Origin of the sequence: Massilia sp. Root351 (genome assembly GCF_001425045.1) — a bacterium.
Taxonomy (GTDB): domain Bacteria; phylum Pseudomonadota; class Gammaproteobacteria; order Burkholderiales; family Burkholderiaceae_D; genus Rugamonas.
Genome location: NZ_LMDJ01000012.1, coordinates 425,198 through 448,986 on the forward strand (window position 1 = coordinate 425,198; position 23,789 = coordinate 448,986).

Genomic DNA, 23,789 nt, shown 5'->3' on the forward strand with positions numbered 1-23,789 from the left:
GGCGATCAGGGCGTGCTTTTTCCGTGCACGCGCAAGTCCGGCGGCAGCGAGGACGGCGGTAGCCAGTACTGGTGCAGCCGCAAAAACGCGCCGTCGCGCTTCATGTCGCGCAGCGCCGCGTCCCAGGCGCGCACGGTATCCGGCGGCGTACCCTTGGAAAAGCCGAAGTAGACGTCGTCCACGCTGAGCTGCTTCACCAGTTCCGCATCGTCGCGCGCGTAGCCGGCCTTCTCCAATGCCGGGCCCACCAGCTCCTCGCCGTCGAACCACAGTTCGAAGCGCTTGCTCATCAACATGCGAGCGGCCACTTCGGAACTGACCGGCTCATCGGTAATGCTGTAGCCGAAGTCGCGCGCCCGCTGCGCGAAAATGCTGCCGCGCCGCGCACCGCCGCGCAGCTTGTAGATGCCGTCGCCCAGCGCGCGCAGCTCGGCGCCCCGCCCCTTCAAGGCAAACACGGACACATGCGCAACGAACACCGGCCCCACGAACACCAGCCGCCGCTCGCGCTCGGGCGTGCGCGCAACAGTCAGCAGCAGTACATTGGCTTCATTCATGGCAATGGTGTTGGCGCGCGCCCAGGGAATGATCTGGACCGCATCGCGCCGGCCGATGCGCTGCTGGATCTGCTGCGCCAGGTCGACCGCAAAGCCGGCCGGACGGCCCCGGTCCATGAAGCCGACCGGCTTGCTGTCGATGCTGTAAATGCGCAGCGGCACAGCACCGCCTGCCTGCGCACAGGCGCGCCCGGGCCATGCGGCAAGCGCCGCGCCAGCGCTGGCTAGCACCAGCAAGGCGCGCGCCGCGCGCCGGAGCCGGCCGGCGGCCACGCTATGCCGCTTGGACGGGCTGCTGCCCATGCAGCTGGCTGTGCAGGCGGAATCCTTCACGAATGTTCTCCCGCAGCACCGCACCCTTCCATGGCTTGGTGTAGAAGCGGTCGATGGCGCCGTGGTTAATGGCCGCCATGATGGGCGTCAGGTCGGCGTAGGCCGACAGCATGATGCGGAAGGTGTCCGGCGCCAGGTTCTTGACCCGCTCCATGAATTCGGTGCCGCTCATCAACGGCATGCATTGATCGCACAGGATGACCTGCACCTGGTGCCGCGCCAGCACGTCGAACCCTTCGGCCGCCGTCTGCGCGGTGAGGATGCGGTAGCCGTCCTGCGACAGGAAGTCGCTCAGCACGTCGAGCATGAAGGCGTCGTCGTCGACAATCAGCAGGGTTTGCTGGTCGACCTGGTTTTCGTCCACCGGCGCCTGCAGGTATTTGCCCTCACTCAGCATGACCTCGAACTCGTCCTCCGGCAGCGGGCGGCTGAAGTAGTAGCCCTGCATTTCGTCGCAGTTGTGGCGCCGCAGATAAGCCAGCTGCGCGTCGCGCTCCACGCCTTCGGCGATCACCTGCAGCTTCAGGCTGTGCGCCATGTTGATGATGGCCAGCACGATGGCCGCGTCGTCCGGGTTGCTGGTCACTTCGCGCACGAAGGCGATGTCGATCTTCAGCTTGTCGATCGGGAAGCGCTTCAGGTAGGCCAGCGAGGAATAGCCGGTGCCGAAGTCATCGATGGAAATCTGGATGCCGAGCTTTTTCAGGTTCTGCAGCACCGTGATGGTTTCCTCGGCGTTCGACATCAGCGAGCTTTCGGTCAGCTCCAGTTCCAGCAGTTCGGGCGCGATGTCGTGCTGCTTGATGGCGCGCATGACCTCCTCCTCCAGGCCGCCGACGAAGAACTGGATGCCCGACACGTTGACCGACAGGTGCACCGCGCCGATGCGGGTCTTGCCCCACTCGGCGATCTTGCGGCAGGCCTCGTTCAGCACCCAGTTGCCGACCCGCACAATCAAGCCGGTTTCCTCCAGGATGGGGATGAACAGCGCGGGCGACACCATGCCGTGGCCGGGCCGCTTCCAGCGTATCAGCGCTTCGGCCCCGCTCAGGCGGCCGCTGCTGATGTCGATCTTGGGTTGGTAGTACAGCACAAACTCGTTGTTGTCGATGGCGCGCCGCAGCGCGTTTTCCAGGTCCAGCCGCGCCAGCGACTGCGCGTTCATCTCGGCGGTAAAGAAGCGGAAGGCGTCGCGCCCGGCTTCCTTGGCGCGGTACATGGCGGTGTCGGCGTACTGGATCAGCGTGTCGGCGTCGCTGCCGTCGTCCGGGAACACGGAGATGCCGATACTGGCCGTCACCGTCACCTCGTGGCCTTTCAGGTCGAACGGCTTGCGCATCGCCTCGCGGATCTTGTCCACCACCGCGATGGCGTTCTGCGCCCCTTCCGGCAGCATCAGGATGGCGGCGAATTCGTCGCCGCCGAAGCGGCCGATGGTGTCGCGCACGCGCAGGCAATCGACCAGGCGGCTGGAGAACTGGCGCAGCAGTTCGTCGCCGATGGTGTGGCCCAGCGTGTCGTTGATGTTCTTGAAGCGGTCCATGTCCAGGAACAGCACCGCCAGCGCCCATTTGTGCTCGGCCGCCTGCTGCAGCGAATGGGTCAGCGAGTCGTAGAACTGGCTGCGGTTGGGCAGGCCGGTCAGGGTGTCGAAGTGGGCCAGTTTGAGCAGGCGCTGCTCGGCTTCCTTGCGCTCGGTGATATCGCGCGCCACCGCCACCAGGATCCAGTTCTGGCCCGAGCGCAGCGTGCGGCGCTGCACTTCCACCGACAGCGGCGAGCCGTCCTTGCGCTGCAACAGCAGCTCGGCTATGGCGCCGCTCTGGTCGCCGGCCAGCAGCTTGTCGTACAAGTCCTCCAGGCGGCGCAGGTCGCCGTCGATGGATTTGTTCGGCCCCACCTTCAGGAAATCCTCGCGCAAATAACCCAGCATGCGGCAGGCGGTCGCGTTCACGTCCACGAAGCACATGCCAGCGCGGTCGACCAGGAAGATGGCGTCGGCGGTGGCGTCCATCGCCAGGCGGAAGCGGCGCAGGTCCTCGTCGAGGCGGATGCGGGCGTTCATGTCCAGCTGCAGCTGGGCGTGGTGGCGGCGGATCTCGTCGTACAGCAGCAGGTTTTCGTAGGCCACCGAGATCTGCGCGGCCACCGTGGCGGCCACGCGCTCGTCCACTTCGCTGAAGCTGGCCGCGCCCAGCTTGTCCACCAGGTACAGCCAGCCGTGGGTACGCTCGCGCGAGGCGATCGGCACGCCGAGGAAGGAATGCACCGGCGGATGGCTGTCCGGCAGGCCGATGGCGGCCGGGTCGCCCGGCAGTGCGTCGATGCGCACCGGCTGGCGCTGTTCCAGCAGCCCGCCCAGTACCCCGGCGCGCGGCGTGCTTGAGATCAGGCGCGCCTGCTGCCCCACGCCGCAGGCGGCAAAGTGGCTCAGTTCCTGCGCGCCCGATTCGAGCACGCCGATGCAGGCGTACTTGGACACGCAAATGTTCTGCGCCACGCGGCAACCCGCTTCGATCAGCGCCTGCGGATCGCGCTCGGCGCCCAGCTCGATGCCCAGCTCGATCAGCGCAGTCAGCCGCAGGCTCACCGCCTGCAGGCTGGACAGGGAGCGCGACAGGCGCTCGGTCATCGACGTCAGATGCTCGGCGCCGGTGTCCCGCCCGTCGCCGGTGCTGGCCAGCTGCGAAATGAGGGCGCTGCTCGATTCGAGCTCGCCCAGGTATTCGGCCACCTTGTGGTCGATGTCCAGGAAGCGCCCGCCGCTGGGCGGCTCGGGCGCGAACTGCGGCACGCTGTCCTCCTCGTCGGGCGTGACGCCCAGCGCTTCGCGCACCGTGCGCAGGATCACGTCCGGGTCCGACGGCTTGGGCAGCACCCAGCGCACGCCGCAGGCCTCGGCCACCGCCATGGCTTCGCGCTCCCGGTAGGTGGCGGTGTAGAAAATGATGGGCACGTGCGCGGTGTCCGGGTTGCTGTGCATGCGGGTAACGAACTCGTAGCCGTCCATATTCGGCATCAGGATGTCCGAAATAACCAGGTCGGGCCGCTCGGCGCTGACCATCTTCAGGCCTTCGGCGCCGTTGGACGCTTCCAGCAGCCGGTGGCCGCCGTAGCCCAGCAAGGTCATCAGGAACTCGCGGTTGAGCACATGATCGTCCACGATCAGGATCGTGGCGACGTCGTTTTTAGCCGGGGGCGACGCCTCCCCCGGCAAGAAAGACTCGATCTGGGTGACGAAGGTGTCCGGTTCGATGGGTTTGCCGATGTAGCCGTCGAAGCCGGCCGCCAGCAGGCGTTCGCGGTCGCCCACCATGGCCAGCGCCGTCACCGCCAGCGCCGGGATGGGGCGCAGCGCCGGGTCCTGCTTGAGCTGCGCCACCACGCCGTAGCCGTCCAGCTTGGGCAGGTGCACGTCGCAGATGATCAGGTCGGGCAGCTCGCGCCGTGCGGTGGCCACGCCCTCTTCCCCGTCATGCGCCATCAGCGGCGTATAGCCGAAGGCGTTGAGCAGGTACACCATCAACTCCATATTGGTCGGATTGTCTTCTATGATAAGGATGCGTGCGGACACGTTTGCGCTCCCGGTAAAGTCATGCTTTCATGTTCTCTCTATGGCATCGTGCGCCGCTTCCAGCGGCACGGCAAGCGTAAATATGCTGCCGCGCCCCGGCCTGCTGGCCACACTGATCTGCCCGTTCAATAACTGCGCCAGCTGCAAGCTCACCTGCAAGCCCAGGCCGGTGCATTCGAACCGCCCGGCGCCGCCGGCGTCGCCGTCCAGCGGGCGAAAGGCCCGCGACAGCATGCGCTGCAGTTCCGGCGCGAGACCGACCCCGGTATCGCTCACGCTGACCGTGGCGCACGCGCGCCCGTCGACGTCGGCCGTGTCGAGTTCGATGCGCACCGCGCCGCTGTCGGTAAACTTGATGGCGTTGTTAACCAGCTTGCTCACGATCTGCTGCATGGCGCGCCGGTCGCAGTGCACATTGACATCGTCGTGCGGCGCGTTGAAATCGAACTGCAGACCCTTCTGATGCGCTTGCGGCTGGAATACTGGAAGTAGCTCCGCGATTACGGCGTGGCACTCCAGCGGCTCCAGCTTCAACTCCACTTTACCCGAAGCGATCTTGCTCAGGTCAATCAAATCGTTAATCTGCGCCAGCAGCTGGCGCGCGCTGGCCTGCACTGTGCGCAGCTGGTGCTCCTGTTCTTGGGTCAGCGGGCCTGGCAGGCGCATCAGCATGGTGCCGGCGAAGCCGATGATGGCATGAAGCGGCGTGCGCAGCTCGTGCGACATGCTGGCTAAGAACAGGTCGGTGGCGCGGTGCGCATCGTTCAGTTCGCTTGCCAGCGCGAGGTTCTGTTCCTGCAGCGCCAGGTCCGGGCGATGGCGCTGGCGGTCGCACTGGCAGCGCACGGTGCACAGCAACAGCGTGCGGCCGTCGGCCGTGATGGTTTTGGCGGCGCACTCCACCGGCAGCGGCGTGCCGTCTCGGTGCCGCCACAGCGCCTCATAGCGCGCGTCGCCGTGTTCGATGATGTGCTGCTCGATGGCGTGGCCATCGTCCTCCTGCCCGGGCGCCAGCACCAGCTGGTCCAGCCGCCGGCCCAGAGCGTCCGCCTGGGTGTAGCCGAACATGGCCTGCGCGCGGCGCGTCCAGCATAGTATCTCCCCGCCCGGCCTCGTCACGACGACGGCCTCGGGCAATTCCTCCAGGATCAGCTTGGCGAAGTCAGTTGGCATCGTTTTGCCTTGTGCTGGGCATGCATGCATCACCATACAGCAACCGCACGCGCGGATTCTCACCAATAGTCACACAAGCCGGACCGGTGGCCACGCTATGAATTGCCGCTTCTCAATGCAGTCTACCTAAGGCGAGCCGGGCTGTCTATTTTGTTTCCAAATTAACACAATCACGCGACAAACTGGCAACTTCGTCCAGCACAAAGCGCAGGGCCGCAGGGTGGGAACCGATCGCCACGTGGCCGATGCCGCCCAATTCCACGTTGCGCGCGCCCGGCAGCCGGGCCGAGTCCTGCGGCGCCACGATATTGTCGTGGTGTGACCACAACGACACGATCAGCGCGCGCACTGCCGGGGTCTCGGAGGCGGCCAGCGCCGCCAGCCAGTCCGAATTGCGGTGCATCTGGCGCGCGTTCAGGCCGGGGCCGAAGCCTGCCAGCGCGGTTCCGTGGTGCGGCGTGCCGAGCGTGATCACGCGCGCCACGCGCGCACTGCCGTACGCGCGCAGGTGGGCGCGCGCGGCCAGGCCGCCCATGCTGTGGCCCACCACCACCGCCTGCCGCTGGCCGGCGGCGACGCACAGCTGCTGCAGGGCGGCGTCGATCTGCGGCGCGTAGTGGTCGATACCCGCACCTAGCGGTTCCAGGTCCACTGTCATATAACTGACGCCGGCCCGGCGCAGGCGCGCCGCAAGGCTGCTCCAATAGGCGCCGTTGCAGGCGTAGCCGTGCAGCAGCAGCACCGGCGGCCCGGCGTTGCCCTCCGCAATATGCAACGTGGTGCGCGGACGCAACATGGTCCATGTCTGTATTGTCATGGAGGAGGCAAATTCGCGCGCAAACATGCGCGCGAAACCTGCCGGCGCCAGCGCGTACGGCGCCGCGACCGGCCCACCGGCGCGGCGCGCCATGCGAAAATTGTTACCAGAAATTACCATACGGACCAGTATCACGCTAACCAGGCCCAGCGTTAGCGCCGCCAGCCAGCCGGGGCCGGCCCAGCCCAGCTGCCGCCCCAGATACACCGCCAGCGCCGCCATAACCAGGCCGAAGCACAGCTGCAGCAGCAGGATGGCGAGCATGAGGCGGCGTGCCATGTCAGCCTCGCGCGGCCGGCACCAGGGGCATGGGGGTGCCGGCGCCGGCATCGGCAAAGCCGGGCGCAGGCTTGCCGGTCAGCTGCTCGGCCAGGCCGCTGGCCAGGCGCGCGGCGATGCCATAGATCGACAATTGCGGATTGGCGCCGATCGAGGTCGGGAACAGCGAGCCGTCGTGCACCGACAGGTTGGCCACGCCGTGGTAGCGCCCGTTGCCGTCCACCACGCCGTGGCGCGCGTCGGCCGCCATGCCGCAGCCGCCCATCACGTGCGCCGACACCACCCGCATCAGCAAATTCTTGAACGGCAGCCCGTTGATCGCCTCGCGCGCCTGCTGCCAGCTGGTGTAGCTGCGCGCCAGCTCGTGCACCGGCAACACGCTGCGCGCTCCGGCCGCAAACTGGATTTCGGCCATGGACAGCAGCGCGCGGCGGGCGCCGTCCCACACGTAGGGCGTGAGGCGGTAATCCAGCACCGGCGCGCCGTGCTGATCCAGCGCCACGCTGCCGCCCGGCGCCTCTGCATGGAAGCCGTCGCGCAGCAGGGCCAGCAAGCCCTGTACGTGCGGGAACTGGCGCATCATGGCCGCGTGCTCCTCGCCGAAGCCGGCCATGGTGGTCGACAGCAGCAGCGGGTGCAGCGGCGGCGCCTCCAGCTTGTAGCCCATGGCGCCGTCGATGGCCTGCGTCTCCAGGAAATGGTCCGAGTAGATCGATTGCGGCGCGCCCGCGTAGCCGTCCACGCGCTGCTCGAACACGCCGGACGAGATAATGGTCGGATGCAAGAAGGTGCGTTTGCCCAGCAGGCCGTGCGGATCGGGCGCGCCCGAGCGCAGCAGCAGGCCCGGCGAGTTGATGGCGCCGCCCGCCACCACATAGTGGCGCGCCTTGACCGTCACCTGCTTGCCGCTGGGCGCCAGGCCATCCGCCGTGAGCGCGCTGGCCAGCAGGTGGTCCACCGCCCCATTGCGGAACACCAGCTGCTCGGCGCGCACCCGCGTCAGCAAGCTGGCGCCCAGGTCCAGCGCGGATGGAATGGTGGTTACCAGCATCGATTGCTTGGCGTTGGTCGGGCAGCCCATGCCGCAATAGCCGAGGTTCCAGCAGCCGTTCACGTTGCGCCGGATCGACGCGGTGGGGATACCCAGCTTGTCCGCGCCGCGCCGCAGCAGGTCGTTGTTCTCGTTGGGCGGCACCTCCCAGGGGCCGATGTGCAGGCGCCGCTCCATCATGGCAAACCACGGCGCCATCGCTTCCGGCGTGTAGCCGGCCAGGCCGAAATGGCGCTGCCAGTAGGCCAGCGTGGACGGCGGCGTGCGGAAGCTGGAGGTCCAGTTCACCGTGGTGGACCCGCCCACCGTGCGGCCCTGCAGGATATTGATGCCCTTGTCGCGCGTCTTGCGGGCGCCGGCCTCCTGGTACAGCGTGGGATAGGCGTCCGCTTCGCGCATCTTGAAATCGCTGGACGACTTGAGCGCGCCCTCTTCCAGGATCAGCACGCTCAGGCCCGCCAGCGCCAGCAGCTCGGCCGTCACGCCGCCGCCGGCGCCGCTGCCGATCACCACCACGTCGGCCTCCAGCGTGCGGTCGCCGTCCAGCGCGGCGCCATCGATCACTTTCCAGCCGGAGGCCAGACCGGCCCGGATCGGGTCGGGAATCACATTCGGGTGTGCGTTTTGGCCGGCGTTCATCGGCTCAGCTCCTTGATCGGGCCCGGATAGCCCATGGCGGCCCAGCTGGCGGGATCGGCATACCATGCGCCCAGCACCAGGTCATGCAGCGCGTGGTAGGCGGTCTGGAGCATCTGCAGCCGGTGCAGGCGCCAGTCCTGCAGGAAGGCGGCGGCCTGCGCGGGCGTGGTTTCGCTCCAGGCCGGCACGCCCGCCAACAGGCGGCGCGCGGGCGCCAGCGCCAGCAGGCCAAACAGGTCCTGCACTTCCTTCTGCGTGCTCAGGGGCAGGCTGGCGACGGCTTGCTGCACGCCATCGGTGGTGCGGGCAACGGCGGCATTGCGCGCGGCCTCGCCCGGCGGCAGCATGGGGCCGACGATGGCCGGAATAATCGCCACCAGCACGGCGCGCGCCTCGCCGTTCAGCACGTAGCGCTGCAGCGGTGCGGCGCCCTGTACGGTGCGGTAAAGCGCACCGCCCGCGGCCAGCGCCAGCGCGCCCAGCACGCCGGTTTTCAAAAAGGTTCTGCGGTTCAGCATGTCTCTGATATTCCAGTGTTTTTTGCAGTGTACGCCAAAGATCCGCGCGTTCCGCGTGCAAAAATAGAGCCACGCATCTATTTGCTTCTGGTAAAAAATCACCATGAAGAATGAACCCATCACGAGTGCGCTGGAACTGCAATTGCGCGCCGCCCGGCTGGAACGCCAGGCGGCAGGGCGCGATCCGGCCCTGCAATCGGCGCGGCTGGCACTGAAAACCTTCCAGGCCGCGCGCCTGGCGCGCACCCATGCCGACCTGCTGGCCGCCCCCGACACCCGCCAGGCCGCCGAGTTTTTCCTGGAAGAGCTGTACGGCACCCACGACCTGAGCCAGCGCGACACCGACCTGGAACGCATCGCGCCCACCATGCAGCGCGTGCTGCCGGCCGACGCGCTGCAAACCATCACCGAGGCGATGCAGCTGGACGCGCTGGCTGAACGGCTGGACACGGCCATGGCCCGCCTGCTGGGCCCGCAGTTTAGCGACGCCGCTTATATCGCCGCCTACCGCCTGGCCCTCACGCGCGCCGACCGCGAACGCCAGCTGGACCTGGTACAGGCGCTGGGCGATTCGCTGAGCCAGCTGGTGCGGGTGCCGATGCTGAGCGGCACCCTGATGCTGATGCGCGGCCCGGCCCGGCTGGCCGGCCTCGGCAGCCTGCAGCAATTCCTGGAGCGGGGATTCTCAGCCTTCAAGCGCATGAAACGGCCGCGCGAATTCGTCGCCGCCGTCACCGGGCGCGAGCGCGCCATCATGGAGCGGCTGTACGGCGGCCACGCGGCGCCGTTCGATATCTGAACTTACCCGGGCTGGTCGGCTGGGTTGTCGGCTGGGTTGTCGGCTGGTTTGTCGGCTGGTTTGTCGGCGCATTTGTCGGCGCATTTGTCAGCTATCTTGCGCGCAATGCCACGCAAAATGTTCACTTCCTCGGTTTCCAGCTGGGTGCGGGAAAACATGCGCTTCAGGCGCGGCATCAGCTTGCGCGGGTTGTTCGCGTCCAGGAAGCCTAGCGCCACCAGCGCCTGCTCCAGGTGCGCATACATGCCGTCGATCTGCGCCAGGCTGGCCGCCTCGCCCTGGAAGCCGATGGCCGGCTCGGCCGGCGCGGCGGCCTCGGTGATGGCCGCCAGCGCCGCCATCCTGCACTCGTACACCAGTACCTGGGCAGCCTGCGCCAGGTTCAGCGACGAGTAATCCGGGTTGGCCGGGATATTAATCAGTGCGTTGCACTTCTCCACGATGTCGTTCGGCAAGCCGAAGCGCTCGTTGCCGAAAATCAGCGCCGCATGCAGCTCCGGGGCAGCGGCCGCGTGTTCGGCGAACTGGCGCGGCGCCAGCACCGGCGGCGAATACTCACGCAGCCGGGCCGACACGGCGGCCGCGAAGTTGATGCCTTGCAGCGCCTCGGCCATGCTGCCAACGATGCGCGCCGACGCCAGGATGTCCTGCGCGCCACTGGCGAACGCCACCGCCTCCTCGTGCTCCAGCATGCCTTCGAAGCGCGGCGTCACGAGCACGAGCTCGGCAAAACCCATGGTTTTCATGGCGCGCGCCACCGAGCCAATGTTGCCAGGACGACTAGTTTCGACCAGAATTATTCGCAGGCGGTGAAAAAGAGTCGCTGTATTTTGAGGCTGCATCATTTAAAATAGCGCCATTACGCGCGTTCGAGATGGATTTCGGTGGCATTCTAACCATTCCAACCCGTTCCCGCACCGCTCTTTCTCACAATCGCTTTTTCACATTGCTATACGCCACCCTGCCGAGATGCAACGCGCCCGGCGGGCAGCAGCGTTTTTTTCACGGAAGCTACCATGCACCCAATGCTCAATACGGCTATCAAAGCCGCCCGCCGCGGCGCCGCCGTCATCAACCGCGCCAGTTTCGACCTTGACCGTGTCATCGTCAATGAGAAGCAACACAACGACTTCGTCACCGATGTCGATACCGCTGCCGAGCAGGCCATCATCGAGGTACTGAGCAAAGCCTACCCCGAGCATGGCTTCCTGTGCGAAGAATCCGGCGCCTCGGCCAATGTGAACGACGAGACTGAGTACCTGTGGATCATCGATCCGCTCGACGGCACCACCAATTTCATCCATGGCTTCCCGCAGTACGCCATTTCCATGGCCCTGCAGCACCGCGGCGTCATCACGCTGGCCCTGGTCTACGACCCGGTGCGCAACGACCTGTTTACCGCTGAAAAGGGTTCCGGCGCCTTCCTGAACGACAAGCGCATCCGGGTGGGCAAGCTGGACCGTATCGCCAAAGCCCTGCTGGGCACCGGCTACCAGGCCGGCAACCCTGCCGCGCTGACTGAATACCTGAAAATGTACGGCATCATGGCCGAACGCAGCCATGGCGTGCGCCGCGCCGGCTCGGCCGCGCTGGACCTGGCCTATGTGGCCTGCGGCCGCCTGGACGGCTTCTACGAAAAAGGCCTGAAGCCTTGGGACATCGCCGCCGGCGCGCTGCTGGTGTCGGAAGCGGGCGGCATCATCGCCGAGTTCAACGGCGAGTCGGACTACCTGCACAAGGGCAACGTCATCGCCGGCAGCCCGAAGGTGCTCGGCCAGATGATCGGCCTGTTGGCGGAATTTGCCTGAGGTTTGCACGACTTTGATTGATAAAGTCACAATTTAAGTAACTTTGTTACAAAATAAAAGGGGCTGCGGCCCCTTTTTCATTTCCTTGCCGCAACTTGAACGACAACTAGCTGTTATACTCGGCAAAGCGGCACCTCGACCAGTCCATGGCCGCCACCCCGAGTAAAAATTGATTGCCTCTGACTGGCGCCCAAAAGGCGACGAGCCGATCTTAACTAAAAGTCATCATGTCATTTTCTACCCTTGGTCTGTCTGACGCCATCGTCCGCGCTGTCGCCGAAACCGGTTACACCACGCCGACGCCTATCCAGACCCAAGCGATTCCGGCTGTACTGAACGGCGGCGACCTGCTGGCCGGCGCCCAGACCGGCACCGGCAAGACCGCCGGTTTCACCCTGCCCATCCTGCACCGCCTGTCCACCGACGCCAACGGCGCCAAGCAGAGCAACCGCACCGCCGCGCGCCCGATCCGGGCCTTGATCCTGACCCCGACCCGCGAACTGGCGGCCCAGGTCGAGGAAAGCGTGCGCGTGTACGGCAAGTACACCAACCTGAACTCCGCCGTCATTTTCGGCGGCGTCAGCATCAATCCGCAGATCAAGCAGCTCAAGCATGGTGTCGACATCCTGGTCGCCACCCCGGGCCGCCTGCTGGACCACATGATGCAAAAGACCATCGACCTGAGCAAGGTCGAGATCCTGATCCTGGACGAAGCCGACCGCATGCTGGACATGGGCTTCATCCGCGACATCAAGAAAGTGCTGGCCGCGCTGCCGCCGAAGCGCCAGAACCTGCTGTTCTCGGCCACCTTCTCGGACGAGATCAAGGCCCTGGCCGACAACCTGCTGGACAGCCCGGCCACCATCGAAGTGGCGCGCCGCAACTCCACCGTGGAAGTGATCGCGCAAAAGATCTACCCGGTCGACCGCGACAAGAAGCACCCGATGCTGTCCTACCTGATCCGCACCCACAAGTGGACGCAGGTGCTGGTGTTTACGCGCACCAAGCATGGCGCCAACAAGCTGGTGGAGCAGCTGGGCAACGACGGTATCGGCGCCATGGCCATCCACGGCAACAAGAGCCAGGCTGCGCGCACCCGCGCGCTGGCCGAGTTCAAGGATGGCACGCTGCAAGTGCTGGTGGCCACCGACATCGCCGCGCGCGGCATCGATATCGACCAGCTGCCGCACGTGGTGAACTACGACCTGCCGAACGTGCCGGAAGACTATGTGCACCGCATTGGCCGGACCGGCCGCGCCGGCGCCACCGGCGAAGCGGTATCGCTGGTGTGCGTGGACGAACACATCATGCTGAAAGACATCGAAAAGCTCATCAAGCAGACGCTGCCGCGTGAAGTGATCCCAGGCTTTGAGCCGGACCCGACCGCGCGTGCCCAGCCCATCCAGCTGCGCAGCGGCGCCGGCCACCATCGCAACGCGCCCCGCCAGGGCGGCGGCGGCAATGGCCGCAGCAAGCCGGCCACGGGCGCCAGCGCCGGCGGCGCAGGCAAACCGCGCAGCGCCGGCGGCACTGGCGGCGGCGGTGGCGGCAACGCCGGCGGCGGCCGTGCTCCGGCAGCCCCGGGCGGCGGCCGCAGCGCCCCGCGCGCCGCGCCTCCGCACCGCTCCGGCGGCCGCGGCCGCTAAGCGCCCTGCTCCCGGCATGCCGGGAGGCAAAATGGGGTCAGGGTTAATTAAGTTATATACTTAACTAACCCTGACCCCTTTTTTGCTTTTTCAACCCGTCATGCCGAAGTTTGCCGCCAACCTGTCCATGCTGTTTACCGAACTGCCGTTCCTGGACCGCTTCGCTGCGGCGCGCCAGGCTGGCTTCGATGCGGTGGAGTTCCTGTTTCCCTATGCCTACGACCCGGACCAGCTGAACCAGCGCCTGCACCGCAACCAGCTGCAGCTGGTGCTGCACAACATGCCGCCCGGCGACTGGGCGGCCGGCGACCGCGGCATGGCTTGCGATCCGCGCCGCGCCGACGAGTTCCGCGACGGCGTGCAGCAAGCCATCGATTTCGCCACCGAACTGGGCGTGACCAGGCTGCACTGCATGGCCGGCATCTTGCCCGGCGGCCTGGCGCCCGAGCGCGCCCGCGAAACGCTGGTGAGCAACCTGCAGTACGCTGCCGAGCGCTGCCACGAACACGGCATCCAGGTGCTGATCGAGCCCATCAACACCTACGATATCCCCGGCTATTTCCTGAACCACAGCCGGCAGGCGCTGGACATCATCGCCGCCTGCGCGCGGCCGAATATTTTCCTGCAATACGACATCTACCATATGCAGCGCATGGAGGGCGAACTGGCCAACACCATCCGCGCCTGCCTGCCGCAAATCGGCCACATGCAATTGGCCGACACCCCCGGCCGCCACGAGCCGGGCACCGGCGAGATCAACTATGCCTTCCTGTTCAAGCTGCTCGACGAGCTGGGCTACGAGGGCTGGGTGGGCTGCGAATACAATCCGCTGGCGGCCACCACAGACGGCCTGGGCTGGCTGGCGCGCCTGGCTGATTCCGGTTTGCGCTAGCGCAAGGTCCAAATCTTTGCAGGGAGCAATATAGATCCTTTCCTGCCTGGGAGAGGACCGATGAAACCGCCCCGCCTACCGGCCATCGCGCCGGCCACCCCGTGCCTGCTGTTGCTGGTCCTGCTGCTGATGCTGGGCGGCTGCGCCAGCAATCCGCGCCTGGACGAGGCGCGGGAATTTGCCGCCGAGTCCGCCAAACTGGGCGGCTACGCCGACCTGACCCAGCGCTTCCGCGACACCTATATCCGCCAGCAACCCTACCTGTCGCCGGCCGCCGAGCAGCGCGAGCGCCTGGCCGACGCACGCCGGCGCGCGGCTTATCCGGACCTGATGGCCATCCACGAGGCAGTTGCGCTTTATATGCAGGCCCTGGGCAGGCTGGCCGGCGGCGACACGTTCGACTTGAAGCAGCCGCTCAAGGCCATGGGCAGCAGCATCAAGGCCTGGCCGGAAACCGGCCTGACCGACCGCCACGTGAACGCCTACAGCGGCCTGGCGCAATTGCTGGCGCGCGCGGCCAGCCAGCCTTACCAGGAGCGCGCCGTGCAAGCCATGGTGCGCGACGGCGACCAGGAACTGCAGGCCCTGCTGGAGGCGATGCAGAACCTGCTGCGCTACTACAGCAAAAGCAGCGACAACGAACGCGACACCGTGCTGGGCATGCTGGAGGTGGAGATCCCGTTCGCCGACACACCGCGCGACCGGCTGCTGGCGGCGCTGGCCAAGTCGCACCGGCAGGCCAAGCGCAACGAATACCGCCTGGCCGGCCTGCGCCACACGCTGGCGGCCAAGCATGTGGCGGCCATCGCGGCGGCCCATCTGGCGCTGGCGGCGCACATGGCGCGGCCGGACGATCCGGCCGCGCGCAGCACCCTGGCCGCAAGCCGAGACGCCCTGCGCGCCAGCGCCGCGGCCGTGGCCGGCGCCGCCCCTGTCACCGAATGAGGAGAACGCCATGACCCGGTCCATCACCGCCGCCGATGTCGAAGCCCTGGCCGACGCGCTGTCGGCCTGCGCCGACGCGCTGCACCGGCGCATCATGAAGGCGATCCGCGATAAGCCGCCAGGCGGCGCGGCGCCCGCCAGCGTCAGCCTGGAGCAAGGCATCTCGCAGGGCGCGGCGCAGGCGCTGTTCGACAACGAGGTCGCGCTGCGCCAGCGCGCCAACCGCCTGTACGTGGACGCCGCCGTGCTGGCGGCGGCCGGCCTGGGCGAACCGCAGCGCGTGCTGCTGGACCTGGTGGCAGTGGCGCAGCGCCGCATCCGCCACGCCAGCCGGCTGAAGGACGTGATCGGCATCACGGCCGACATGCTGGGCCTGGCCGCCGCCATCGCGGCCGGCAAGCCCGAACATGTGCCCGCCGTCGCCGACAGCATCAAGGAGCACTACGCGCAGCTCAAGGAAAGCGGCGCGGGGGAGCGCACCGAAGGCAGCGCCGGCTAGCGCCGCGGCGGCCTATAATCAAAGACATGCCCCCTCTCCTCAAGGAGCGCAGCATGTCTTACAAAAGCATCCTGGTGCACGTGGACGAAGCCCCGCGCGTGGCCGAACGCATCCGGCTGGCGGTCGAACTGGCGCTGCAGGACGATGGCCACCTGCTGGGCGTGGCCATGACCGGCATCGCCCGCGCGCTGTACCAGAACGCCATCGTCGACGAGCAGGACCCCAACCTGGCCCTGCACCTCAATTTCCTCAGGGAACGCGCCAACCGCGCGCTGGAGCAGTTCGGCCCGCTGGTCCAGCGCCTCGGCCTGCAGGACTTCGCGCAGCGCGTGGTGGACGACGACCCGGGCGCAGGCCTGAGCGTGATGGCGCGCCATGCCGACCTGGTGGTGATCGGCCAGGCCGACCCGGAACACGTGTCAACCTCGGCCGGCAGCGACTTTCCGGCCCAGGTGCTGACCCATTCCGGCCGCCCGGTACTGGTGGTGCCGTACGCCGGCCTGCCGCTGCCCGCGTCGGCGCAGGGCGGTCCGGCGCGGCGCGTCATGCTGGCCTGGAACGCCAGCAGGGAAGCGGCGCGCGCGGTGCACGAGGCGCTGCCGCTGCTGCGGCGCGCCGAGCGCGTGCATGTCGCCGTGTTCGATGCGGACAACCAGCGCGCGCTGCATGGCGACGCGCCCGGCGCGGAGTTGCTGCAATACCTGGCGCGCCACGGCATCGAGGCGGACGTGCTGCTGCGCCAGTCGCCGCGCGCCGGCCTGCTGAAGCGGCCCACCGGCACCGGCGAAGCGCTGCTGTCGCTGGTGGCCGAGCAAAACTGCGACCTGCTGGTGCTGGGCGCCTACGGCCACTCGCGCTTCCGCGAAACGCTGCTGGGCGGCGTCACCCGCACCGTGCTCGAGAGCATGACGGTGCCGGTGCTGATGGCGCACTAGCCTTCCGACCAGGACTGGTCGCGGATCTTGGCCACCTGGCGCTGCGCCAGCCACTTCCACAGCTGCAGCGCGTCGGCCTGCGGCGCGCCGGCCATGCGGCGCGGGCTGGCCAGGGCGATCTCGCAGTCGCGGTCGGACCATTCGGCAAAACAGATGTCGCCGCCGCTGGCCACCTCCACCTCGTACATCAGGCCGTCGTCGTAGCCGAAGCGCAGCACCGCCGTGCCGGGACCGCCATCCGGGCCGTGCGCGGCGCCGCTGTAGATTTCCGCCAGCGCCGCAGCCAGCTGGGATTCGGTCGGCGCGGCCACGTCGCGTCCGTCCGGGCGTGTCAACACTACCCATGCCTGTGTCATTGACGTTCCCCCTTCTCAACTCGTTAGCATTCTTCTGGCGAATAATGTACCGGCTCGGGCAACTTTGCCATGATCCATGTCTAGCATGGGGCTTGAGGACGCTTTTCAGATCATGTATCGGTATTTTTATTGTAGCAACTATATAAGCTGCCACCAGCGCGTCAAATGAATTCTTGCGCCGGTTGTTGGACTGCAACACCAAGCCTGTACCGCTGCCGAGATTGCCCGCCGGGCCGTTCCGCTTCCGTGCGGGCGCGCACAGAGCGCCGTGCCGGCCGTATAATAAAAATCAATTGCTGTCCCTGTCCGCTGCCCACCCATAGGAAAAGCCCGATGGAATTGGATGCCATGCCGCAGTTGTCCGCCCGCGCTCTGGCCGCCAGTTCGAACGGCGTGCTGATCGCCGACGCGCGCCAGCCTTCCTGCCCCATCATCTACGCCAACCCCGCGTTCTGCCGTATCACCGGCTACGGCCAGGACGAGCTGCTGGGACGCGACTGCCTGTTCCTGCAGGACACGGACGGCGAACAGGCCGCCGCCGCGCTGCCGGCGCTGCGCCGCGCCATGGCCGGCGGCGAGGACGCGCGCATGGTGCTGCGCAGCCAGCGCAAGGACGGCACGCCATTCTGGAACGACCTGTTCCTGTCGCCGGTGCCGGACCAGCACGGCGAACTGGCGCACTACATCGGCATCGTCACCGACATCACCGAGCTGAAAGAGCGCGAGCAGCGGCTGGCCTTCCACAGCACGCACGACAGGGTCACCGGGCTGCCCAACCGCCACCTGTTCACCGACCGCTTGCAGCAGGCACTGCTGCAGGCGCAGCGCCACGGCGGCCAGCTGGCCCTGCTGTGCATCGGCATCGACAACTACGCCTTCATCAATGAAAGCCTGGGCCACGCCGGCGGCGACCAGCTGCTGGCCGGGGCCGCCGAACGGCTGCGCGCCAGCGTGCGCAGCGACGACACGGTAGCCCTGCTGGGCGGCAACGAGTTCGTCGTCATCCTGGGCGACGTGGCCAGCCCGTCGGACGCCATCTCGGTGTGCGAGACCATCTTCGCGGCACTGGCGCCTGCCTTCACGCTGCAAGGCCAGCAGGTGCATGCCAGCGCCAGCATCGGCATCGTGCTCAGCCCGCAGGACGGGCGCGACGGCGCCACCCTGCTGCGCTACGCCGACATGGCGCTGACCCGCGCGCGCGAACTGGGCGGCGCGCACTACCAGTTCTTCGCCTCGGAAATGAATCACCGCACGCTGGAGCGCATCGGCATGGAGGCCGCGCTGCGGCTGGCGGTGTTCCGCGAGGAGCTGCAGCTGCGCTACCAGCCGCTGGCCGACCTGCGCAGCGGCGCGGTGGCCAGCCTGGAGGCGCTGGTGCGCTGGCAACATCCGGTGCTGGGCCTGATTCCGGCGCAGCGTTTCGTGCCGGTGGCCGAAGAGGCCGGCCTGATCGGCGCCATCGGCGCCTGGGTGCTGCGGCGCGCCTGCCACGATCTGCGCGCCTGGCGCGACGCCGGCCTGGCGCCGGTGCGGGTGGCCGTCAACGTCTCGCCCAAACAGTGCCGCGACCGCCAGTTTGCAGCCCAGGTGGCCGCCGCGCTGGACGCGTTTGGCCTGCCGCCGTCGGCCCTGGCGCTGGAAATCACCGAGGCGGCGCTGCCGCAGGAGACCGCCGCCGGCGCCGACCAGCTGCAATTGCTGGAGCCGCTCAAGACGCTGGGCGTGGCGCTGGTGCTGGACGACTTCGGCACCGGCTACTCCTCGCTGAGCAACCTGAAGCGCTATGCCTTCGACGCCGTCAAGATCGACTGCGCCTTCATCCGCGACATCGTCACCGACAGCGGCGACGCGGCGCTGTCCAAGACCATCATCTCCATGGCCCACCTGCTGGGCATGCAGGTGGTGGCCGAGGGCGTGGAAAGCGAGGCGCAGTGCGACTTCCTGCGCCGCCACAGCTGCGACCTGATCCAGGGCTATTTCTTCGCCGCCCCGCTCACGCCGGACGAGGTGCAGACGCTGCTGCGCGAGGACCGCCGCCTGTCGCCGCACCTGCTGCGGGTGCAGAAGCAGCAGCGCACCTTGCTGCTGGTGGACGACGAGCAGAACATCGTCTCGTCACTGAAGCGCCTGCTGCGCCGCGACGAATACCAGATCCACACCGCCAACAGCGGCCAGGAGGGCCTGGACGTGCTGGCACGGCACGCGGTGGACGTGATCGTGTCGGACCAGCGCATGCCGGGCATGCTGGGCGCGGACTTCCTGCGCAAGGCCAAGGAACTGTATCCGGACACGCTGCGCATCATGCTGTCGGGCTATACCGAACTGCAGTCGGTGACGGACGCCGTCAACGAGGGCGCGATCTACAAATTCCTCACCAAGCCGTGGGAAGACGAGCAGTTGCGCGGCCACATCGCCGAGGCATTCCGGCTCAAGGAAATCGCCGACGAGAACGAGCGCCTGAACCTGGAACTGCGCACCGTCAACCACGAGCTGGCCTCGGCCAACCGCCGCCTGGAGGACGTGCTGCGCCAGAAGCAGCAGCAGATCAGCCGCGACGAGATCAGCCTGAACGTGGCGCGCGAACTGCTGCAGCACCTGCCGCTGCCGGTCATCGGCATGGACGACCTGGGCATGATCGCCTTCATCAACGCAGCCGCCGACCATTTGTTCCGGGGCGGCGGCGCCCTGCTCGGCAACGAGGCCTGCGTGGTGCTGCCGGAACTGTTCCCGGCCGGGGACGGCTTCGAGGCCATGGCGTCCGGCAGCCGCCGGGCGCCCGGCACGCACGAGGCCGACATCGACGGCGTGCGCTTCGCGGTCGACGTCTACCCGATGGGCGCCAGTTCCACCTCGCGCGGCAGCCTGATCACACTGAGCCGCAAAGAGGAGGCAGCATGAGCAGTGCCAGCACCAACGGTGTCAGCACCGTAGTCGACCTGGACGATGCCAGCGCCGGCATGGTGCTGGCCGAAGCCTTGCTGGACGCGCACGGCGCCGTGCTGCTGCCGCCGGGCGCCGTGCTCAGCGACAGCAGCCTGAACTCGCTGCGCCGGCGCGGCGTGGCCAGCTGCAGCGTGCTGGTGCCGCCCGCGCCGGAAACGGCCGAACAGGCCGCCGCGCGCCGCCAGCAAGCCCTGCAGCGCCTGCAGCACCTGTTCCGCCACAGCGCGCAGGCGGAAGCCACCGGAGAGCTGCTGCGCCTGCTCGCCGATTACCGCAGCCGGAGCTGATCATGCCGACCATGGAAGACGTCGCCCGCCGTGTGCAAGACTTGCCCTCGCTGCCTGCCGTGGTGGGTGAACTGCTGGCCTGCGTGGGCCAGGAAGGGCTGGACATGCAGGTGCTGGCCGGCAAGCTCGCGCTGGACCAGTCGCTGTCGGCCAAGACCTTACGGCTGGCCAATTCCTCGTTCTACGGCATGCCCTCGCGCGTGACCACCATCCAGCAGGCAGTGGCGGTGCTGGGCGTGCACAACATCCGCACCCTGGTGACGGCGTGCTCGATCACCGGCAGCTTCCGCAGCGCGGCCGGCAGCAGTTTCGACCTGCCGGCATTCTGGCGCCATTCGGTGGGCACGGCCGCCTGCGCCCGCGCGCTGGCGCGGCCGCTGCGCCAGAACCCGGACACCGCCTTCATCGCCGGCCTGCTGCACGACCTCGGCACGCTGGTGCTGGCCACCCGCTACCCGGAGGAATACGCACAGATGGAAGCCTACCGCCGCGAGCACGATTGCTACCAGGCCGATGCCGAGCGCGCCGTGTTCGGCTTCGACCACGCCGGCATCGGCGGCGCGCTGGCCGCGCGCTGGCAGTTTCCGCATCAGATACAGCACGCCGTCGCCAGCCACCATGACGCGGAAGGACTGGATGCGCCGTCGCTGGCCCTGGCGGTGCACCTGGCCGACGCCTTCTCGCACGGACTGGAATTTTCCGGCCGCAGCGACGAACTGGTGCCGGCACTGGGCTGGCAAGCCTGGCGCGCGGCCGCGCTCAGCGACCAGGTCTGCATGGAAGTGCTGGCCGAGTCCGAGCGCACCTTCCACGACCTGAGCCAGATCCTGGTCAGCTGACGGTCAACCGAACGGAGCCGCCATGTTCCCCAGCCACGCCAGCACCGCCGCCACGTCCGCCGCCCCTGCGGCCCGGGCCGCCGACACGGTGCCCGCCTTCGACCTGTCGGCCTTCCTGGACGGCCATCCGGTGGCCACCTTCGTGATCGACACCACGCACACCATCACCCACTGGAACAAGGCCTGCGAACACCTGCTGGGCTGGAGCACGGCGGAAATGGTGGGCACGCAAAACCACTGGCAAGCGTTCTACCCCAAACAGCGCGCGCTGCTGGCCGACCTGATCGTGTCCGGCGTGGACCCGGCCGCCAGCGAGTACTACCGCGAAAAGCACAAGCGCTCGGCGCTGATCCCGGGCGCCTACGAGGACGAGGACTTCTTCCCCAATATCGGCGCCAGCGGCCACTGGCTGCACTTCACGGCCGCGCCGCTGCGCGACGCGGGCGGCCGGGTCGCGGGCGCGATCCAGACCCTGCGCGACGTGACCGAAAGGCGGGTGGCCGAGAACGCGCTGCGCAAGGCGCACGACAACCTGGAACACCTGGTGGAAAAACGCACCGCCCAGCTGGCCGAGGCCAACCAGCGGCTGGAGGACGACATCCGCCAGCGCGAGCTGGCCGACGCCGAACTGCGCCGCCGCAACATCGAGCTGACCGCGCTGAACGAACAGCTGGGCATGACCCAGCAGCAGCTGCTGCAGTCCGAGAAGCTGGCCTCGATCGGCCAGCTGGCCGCCGGCGTGGCGCACGAGATCAACAACCCGATCGGCTACATCTTCTCCAACTTCGGCACCCTGCAAAGCTACCTGGGCAGCCTGTTCGACGCGCTGCAAGCCTACCGCGACGCCGAGCCGCACGTGGCCGACGCGGCCGTGGCCGAACGGCTGCGCGCCATGCGCGAGGAACTGGACCTGGACTTCCTGCGCGAGGACATCCCCTCGCTGATGAACGAGTCGAAGGAAGGCATCGTGCGCGTGCGCCACATCGTGCAGGACTTGAAGGACTTCTCGCGGGTCGACGCCAACCAGGAATGGGTGTGGGCCAATCTGCACCAGGGCATCGATTCCACGCTCAACATCGTCAGCAACGAAGTCAAGTACAAGGCCGACGTGGTCAAGCAGTACGGCGATATCCCCGACATCCAGTGCCTGCCGCTGCAGCTCAACCAGGTGGTGATGAACCTGGTGGTAAACGCGGCGCACGCCATCGGCGCCGAGCGCGGCACCATCACGGTGCGCACCGGCGCCGACGACGCGGGCGAACAGGTGTGGCTGGAAGTGCGGGACACCGGCGGCGGCATCGCGCCGGACAACCTGTCGCGCATCTTCGATCCCTTCTTCACCACCAAGCCGATCGGCAAGGGCACCGGCCTCGGCCTGTCCATGGCCTACGGCATCGTACGCAAGCACAACGGCAGCATCACGGTGCACTCCACCGTCGGCGCCGGCACCACGTTTCGCGTGCTGCTGCCGGTGCGCCATGAAGAAGCGCAGCCCGGGCCAGCACCGGAGCAAGGACCAGGGCCAGCATGAACTCAGCCATCAAACCCGCCGACACTGCAGCAGACGCGGCAACCGCACCCGCCATGCCGCCGGCGCCCGCCGCGGCGGCCACCCTGCTGTGCGTGGACGACGAACCCAACATCCTGGCCTCGCTGCGGCGCCTGTTCCGCGCCAAGGGCTATCGCGTGCTGCTGGCCGAAAGCGGCGCGCTGGGCCTGGACGTGCTGGCAACGGAAAAAGTCGACCTGGTCATCTCGGACATGCGCATGCCGGAAATGGACGGCGCGCGCTTCCTGGCGCAAGTGAAGGACCGCTGGCCCGACACCGTGCGCCTGCTGCTGACCGGCTACTCCGACATCCAGTCCATCCAGGACGCGATCAACTGCGGCGAGATCTACCGCTACATCACCAAGCCCTGGGACGACAACGACATGCTGCTGGTGGTGCGCCACGCGCTCGAGCGGCGCGCGCTGGAGCAGGAAAAGCAGCGCCTGGAGGCGCTCACGCTGCGCCAGAACGAGGAACTGAAGTCGCTCAACCAGAGCCTGGAAGCCAAGGTCGAGGCGCGCACGCTGCAGCTGAAGCTGTCGCGCGACGCGGCGGTGGCCGCGAACGACAAGCTCAAGCAGAATTTCGTCACCACCATCAAGGTCATCTCCAGCATGCTGGAAATGCGCGGCGGCGCGCTGTCGGGCCACGCGCGCCAGGTGGCCGACCTGGCGCGCAAGATGGCCGCCAAGCTCAAGCTGGACGCCAGGGAGATCCAGGACATCTTCGTGGCCGGCCTGCTGCACGACCTGGGCAAGATCGGCTACAGCGACGCCATGCTGGCCACGCCGCTGACCATGCTGCACGGCGAGGAGCTGGGCCTGTTCCGCAAGCATCCGGTGCGCGCCGAGCAGCTCCTGATGCCGCTGGAGGATTTGCGCGGCAGCGCCGCCATCCTGCGCGCCCAGCTGGAGCGCTTCGACGGCAACGGCTTCCCGGACGGCCTGGCCGGCCTGGCCATCCCGCTGGGCGCGCGCATCCTGGCGCTGGCGGTGGACTATTACAACCTGCAGCAGGGCGCCATGGTGCAGCGCCACCTGCGCGCCGACGAGGCCAAGTCGCTGATCGTCAACGCCAGCGGCAAGCGCTACGACCCCAACGTGGTGAACGCCTTCCGCCAGGTGGTCGACGGCGGCGCCGGCGACGAGGCCAACGGGGTGGAAATGCTGTCCGGCGAACTGGTGCCCGGCATGGTGCTGGCGCGCGACCTGGTCAGCCGCGACGGCCTGATGCTGCTGGCGGCCGACCACGTGCTGGACGCGCGCATGATCCAGCAGGTGCAGGACTTCGAAGCGAAGAGCGAGGGGCGCTTGTCGATACGGGTGCGGCCGTTCAAAGGGAAATAGGAGG

General features: G+C 67.5%; 20 protein-coding genes and 1 pseudogene. 12 read left to right on the top strand and 9 right to left on the bottom strand.

The genetic code is table 11. The annotated features are described in order from the left end of the window. Nucleotides 1–5: 5 nt before the first annotated feature. From ASD15_RS14920 to ASD15_RS14945, 6 genes are all read right to left on the bottom strand, one after another. Nucleotides 6–890, bottom strand: coding sequence for an ABC transporter substrate-binding protein (locus tag ASD15_RS14920; RefSeq protein WP_157200947.1), 885 nt, complete (start codon nucleotides 888–890; stop codon nucleotides 6–8). Next, on the bottom strand, nucleotides 832–4,464 hold the full coding sequence (locus tag ASD15_RS14925) for an EAL domain-containing protein (RefSeq protein WP_057155752.1): 3,633 nt from the start codon (nucleotides 4,462–4,464) through the stop codon (nucleotides 832–834). Before ASD15_RS14925 ends, ASD15_RS14920 begins: the two co-directional genes overlap by 59 nt. A 27-nt stretch (nucleotides 4,465–4,491) precedes the next feature. Next, nucleotides 4,492–5,637 carry an ATP-binding protein gene (locus ASD15_RS14930; RefSeq protein ID WP_057155753.1) on the bottom strand — a complete coding sequence of 382 codons (1,146 nt, stop codon included), beginning with the start codon at nucleotides 5,635–5,637 and terminating at the stop codon, nucleotides 4,492–4,494. Between the two features lie 145 nt (nucleotides 5,638–5,782). Next, nucleotides 5,783–6,733: an alpha/beta fold hydrolase gene (locus ASD15_RS14935; protein ID WP_057155754.1), complete on the bottom strand. Its 951-nt coding sequence runs from the start codon at nucleotides 6,731–6,733 to the stop codon at nucleotides 5,783–5,785. 1 nt (nucleotide 6,734) lies between these two features. Further along, entirely contained in the window at nucleotides 6,735–8,423 is a 1,689-nt protein-coding gene (locus ASD15_RS14940; RefSeq protein ID WP_057155755.1) for a GMC family oxidoreductase, read from the bottom strand. Beyond that, nucleotides 8,420–8,941, bottom strand: coding sequence for a hypothetical protein (locus tag ASD15_RS14945; protein WP_057155756.1), 522 nt, complete (start codon nucleotides 8,939–8,941; stop codon nucleotides 8,420–8,422). The genes ASD15_RS14940 and ASD15_RS14945 overlap by 4 nt, the downstream gene beginning before the upstream one ends. 103 nt (nucleotides 8,942–9,044) lie before the next feature. Between ASD15_RS14945 and ASD15_RS14950 the strand changes: the two genes are divergently transcribed. After that, nucleotides 9,045–9,740, top strand: coding sequence for a hypothetical protein (locus ASD15_RS14950; protein ID WP_057155757.1), 696 nt, complete (start codon nucleotides 9,045–9,047; stop codon nucleotides 9,738–9,740). On the opposite strand, the gene ASD15_RS33825 is transcribed toward ASD15_RS14950, so the two are convergent. Both ASD15_RS33825 and ASD15_RS14955 read right to left on the bottom strand, forming a co-directional pair. Then, the gene (locus tag ASD15_RS33825; RefSeq protein ID WP_373888183.1) at nucleotides 9,694–9,831 is read right to left on the bottom strand and encodes a PT domain-containing protein; all 138 of its coding nucleotides are present in this window, start codon (nucleotides 9,829–9,831) and stop codon (nucleotides 9,694–9,696) included. The two genes, ASD15_RS14950 and ASD15_RS33825, sit on opposite strands and share 47 nt — an antisense overlap. Continuing rightward, nucleotides 9,824–10,585 (bottom strand): annotated as a pseudogene (locus ASD15_RS14955) (RNA methyltransferase); the annotation flags it as partial. The gene ASD15_RS33825 and the pseudogene ASD15_RS14955, both read right to left, overlap by 8 nt. A 180-nt stretch (nucleotides 10,586–10,765) precedes the next feature. On the opposite strand from ASD15_RS14955, the gene ASD15_RS14960 reads away from it, so the two are divergent. The 6 genes from ASD15_RS14960 (at nucleotide 10,766) to ASD15_RS14985 (ending at nucleotide 16,465) form a co-directional block, all read left to right on the top strand. Then, nucleotides 10,766–11,548: an inositol monophosphatase family protein gene (locus tag ASD15_RS14960; protein WP_057155758.1), complete on the top strand. Its 783-nt coding sequence runs from the start codon at nucleotides 10,766–10,768 to the stop codon at nucleotides 11,546–11,548. Nucleotides 11,549–11,775: 227 nt separating this feature from the next. Continuing rightward, entirely contained in the window at nucleotides 11,776–13,194 is a 1,419-nt protein-coding gene (locus ASD15_RS14965) for a DEAD/DEAH box helicase (RefSeq protein ID WP_057155759.1), read from the top strand. A gap of 100 nt (nucleotides 13,195–13,294) precedes the next feature. Further along, a complete protein-coding gene (gene otnI, locus ASD15_RS14970) occupies nucleotides 13,295–14,086 on the top strand; it encodes a 2-oxo-tetronate isomerase (RefSeq protein ID WP_057155760.1) in 792 nt (263 codons plus the stop codon). A gap of 60 nt (nucleotides 14,087–14,146) precedes the next feature. Further along, nucleotides 14,147–15,031 carry a hypothetical protein gene (locus ASD15_RS14975; RefSeq protein WP_200953972.1) on the top strand — a complete coding sequence of 295 codons (885 nt, stop codon included), beginning with the start codon at nucleotides 14,147–14,149 and terminating at the stop codon, nucleotides 15,029–15,031. A gap of 10 nt (nucleotides 15,032–15,041) precedes the next feature. Continuing rightward, nucleotides 15,042–15,530, top strand: coding sequence for a hypothetical protein (locus ASD15_RS14980; protein WP_057155761.1), 489 nt, complete (start codon nucleotides 15,042–15,044; stop codon nucleotides 15,528–15,530). Nucleotides 15,531–15,583: 53 nt separating this feature from the next. Beyond that, on the top strand, nucleotides 15,584–16,465 hold the full coding sequence (locus ASD15_RS14985; protein ID WP_057155762.1) for a universal stress protein: 882 nt from the start codon (nucleotides 15,584–15,586) through the stop codon (nucleotides 16,463–16,465). Here the strand turns inward: ASD15_RS14985 and ASD15_RS14990 are convergent. Next, nucleotides 16,462–16,821, bottom strand: coding sequence for a hypothetical protein (locus tag ASD15_RS14990; RefSeq protein ID WP_057155763.1), 360 nt, complete (start codon nucleotides 16,819–16,821; stop codon nucleotides 16,462–16,464). The two genes, ASD15_RS14985 and ASD15_RS14990, sit on opposite strands and share 4 nt — an antisense overlap. A gap of 333 nt (nucleotides 16,822–17,154) precedes the next feature. Between ASD15_RS14990 and ASD15_RS31730 the strand changes: the two genes are divergently transcribed. Genes ASD15_RS31730 through ASD15_RS15015 form a run of 5 tightly spaced genes read left to right on the top strand, consistent with a single transcriptional unit; the run spans nucleotide 17,155 to nucleotide 23,785 of the window. Continuing rightward, on the top strand, nucleotides 17,155–19,719 hold the full coding sequence (locus ASD15_RS31730; protein WP_162249902.1) for an EAL domain-containing protein: 2,565 nt from the start codon (nucleotides 17,155–17,157) through the stop codon (nucleotides 19,717–19,719). Next, entirely contained in the window at nucleotides 19,716–20,051 is a 336-nt protein-coding gene (locus tag ASD15_RS15000; RefSeq protein WP_057155764.1) for a hypothetical protein, read from the top strand. The genes ASD15_RS31730 and ASD15_RS15000 overlap by 4 nt, the downstream gene beginning before the upstream one ends. Before the next feature lie 2 nt (nucleotides 20,052–20,053). After that, nucleotides 20,054–20,890 carry an HDOD domain-containing protein gene (locus tag ASD15_RS15005; RefSeq protein ID WP_057155765.1) on the top strand — a complete coding sequence of 279 codons (837 nt, stop codon included), beginning with the start codon at nucleotides 20,054–20,056 and terminating at the stop codon, nucleotides 20,888–20,890. Nucleotides 20,891–20,912: 22 nt separating this feature from the next. Beyond that, nucleotides 20,913–22,421, top strand: a complete 1,509-nt coding sequence (locus tag ASD15_RS15010) for an ATP-binding protein (protein ID WP_082551848.1) — start codon at nucleotides 20,913–20,915, stop codon at nucleotides 22,419–22,421. After that, a complete protein-coding gene (locus ASD15_RS15015) occupies nucleotides 22,418–23,785 on the top strand; it encodes an HD domain-containing phosphohydrolase (protein ID WP_229418192.1) in 1,368 nt (455 codons plus the stop codon). The genes ASD15_RS15010 and ASD15_RS15015 overlap by 4 nt, the downstream gene beginning before the upstream one ends. The last annotated feature ends 4 nt before the right edge of the window (nucleotides 23,786–23,789 follow it).

Coding starts and splice junctions, on each gene's coding strand:
- ASD15_RS15000 (WP_057155764.1), top strand. CDS start 19,716: ATGAGCAGTGCCAGCACCAACGGTGTCAGCACCGTAGTCGACCTGGAC.
- ASD15_RS14980 (WP_057155761.1), top strand. CDS start 15,042: ATGACCCGGTCCATCACCGCCGCCGATGTCGAAGCCCTGGCCGACGCG.
- ASD15_RS14950 (WP_057155757.1), top strand. CDS start 9,045: ATGAAGAATGAACCCATCACGAGTGCGCTGGAACTGCAATTGCGCGCC.
- ASD15_RS14960 (WP_057155758.1), top strand. CDS start 10,766: ATGCTCAATACGGCTATCAAAGCCGCCCGCCGCGGCGCCGCCGTCATC.
- ASD15_RS14930 (WP_057155753.1), bottom strand. CDS start 5,637: ATGCCAACTGACTTCGCCAAGCTGATCCTGGAGGAATTGCCCGAGGCC.
- ASD15_RS14945 (WP_057155756.1), bottom strand. CDS start 8,941: ATGCTGAACCGCAGAACCTTTTTGAAAACCGGCGTGCTGGGCGCGCTG.
- ASD15_RS14975 (WP_200953972.1), top strand. CDS start 14,147: ATGAAACCGCCCCGCCTACCGGCCATCGCGCCGGCCACCCCGTGCCTG.
- ASD15_RS15005 (WP_057155765.1), top strand. CDS start 20,054: ATGCCGACCATGGAAGACGTCGCCCGCCGTGTGCAAGACTTGCCCTCG.
- ASD15_RS14935 (WP_057155754.1), bottom strand. CDS start 6,733: ATGGCACGCCGCCTCATGCTCGCCATCCTGCTGCTGCAGCTGTGCTTC.
- ASD15_RS15010 (WP_082551848.1), top strand. CDS start 20,913: ATGTTCCCCAGCCACGCCAGCACCGCCGCCACGTCCGCCGCCCCTGCG.
- ASD15_RS14940 (WP_057155755.1), bottom strand. CDS start 8,423: ATGAACGCCGGCCAAAACGCACACCCGAATGTGATTCCCGACCCGATC.
- ASD15_RS14965 (WP_057155759.1), top strand. CDS start 11,776: ATGTCATTTTCTACCCTTGGTCTGTCTGACGCCATCGTCCGCGCTGTC.
- ASD15_RS31730 (WP_162249902.1), top strand. CDS start 17,155: ATGGAATTGGATGCCATGCCGCAGTTGTCCGCCCGCGCTCTGGCCGCC.
- ASD15_RS14985 (WP_057155762.1), top strand. CDS start 15,584: ATGTCTTACAAAAGCATCCTGGTGCACGTGGACGAAGCCCCGCGCGTG.
- ASD15_RS14990 (WP_057155763.1), bottom strand. CDS start 16,821: ATGACACAGGCATGGGTAGTGTTGACACGCCCGGACGGACGCGACGTG.
- ASD15_RS15015 (WP_229418192.1), top strand. CDS start 22,418: ATGAACTCAGCCATCAAACCCGCCGACACTGCAGCAGACGCGGCAACC.
- otnI (WP_057155760.1), top strand. CDS start 13,295: ATGCCGAAGTTTGCCGCCAACCTGTCCATGCTGTTTACCGAACTGCCG.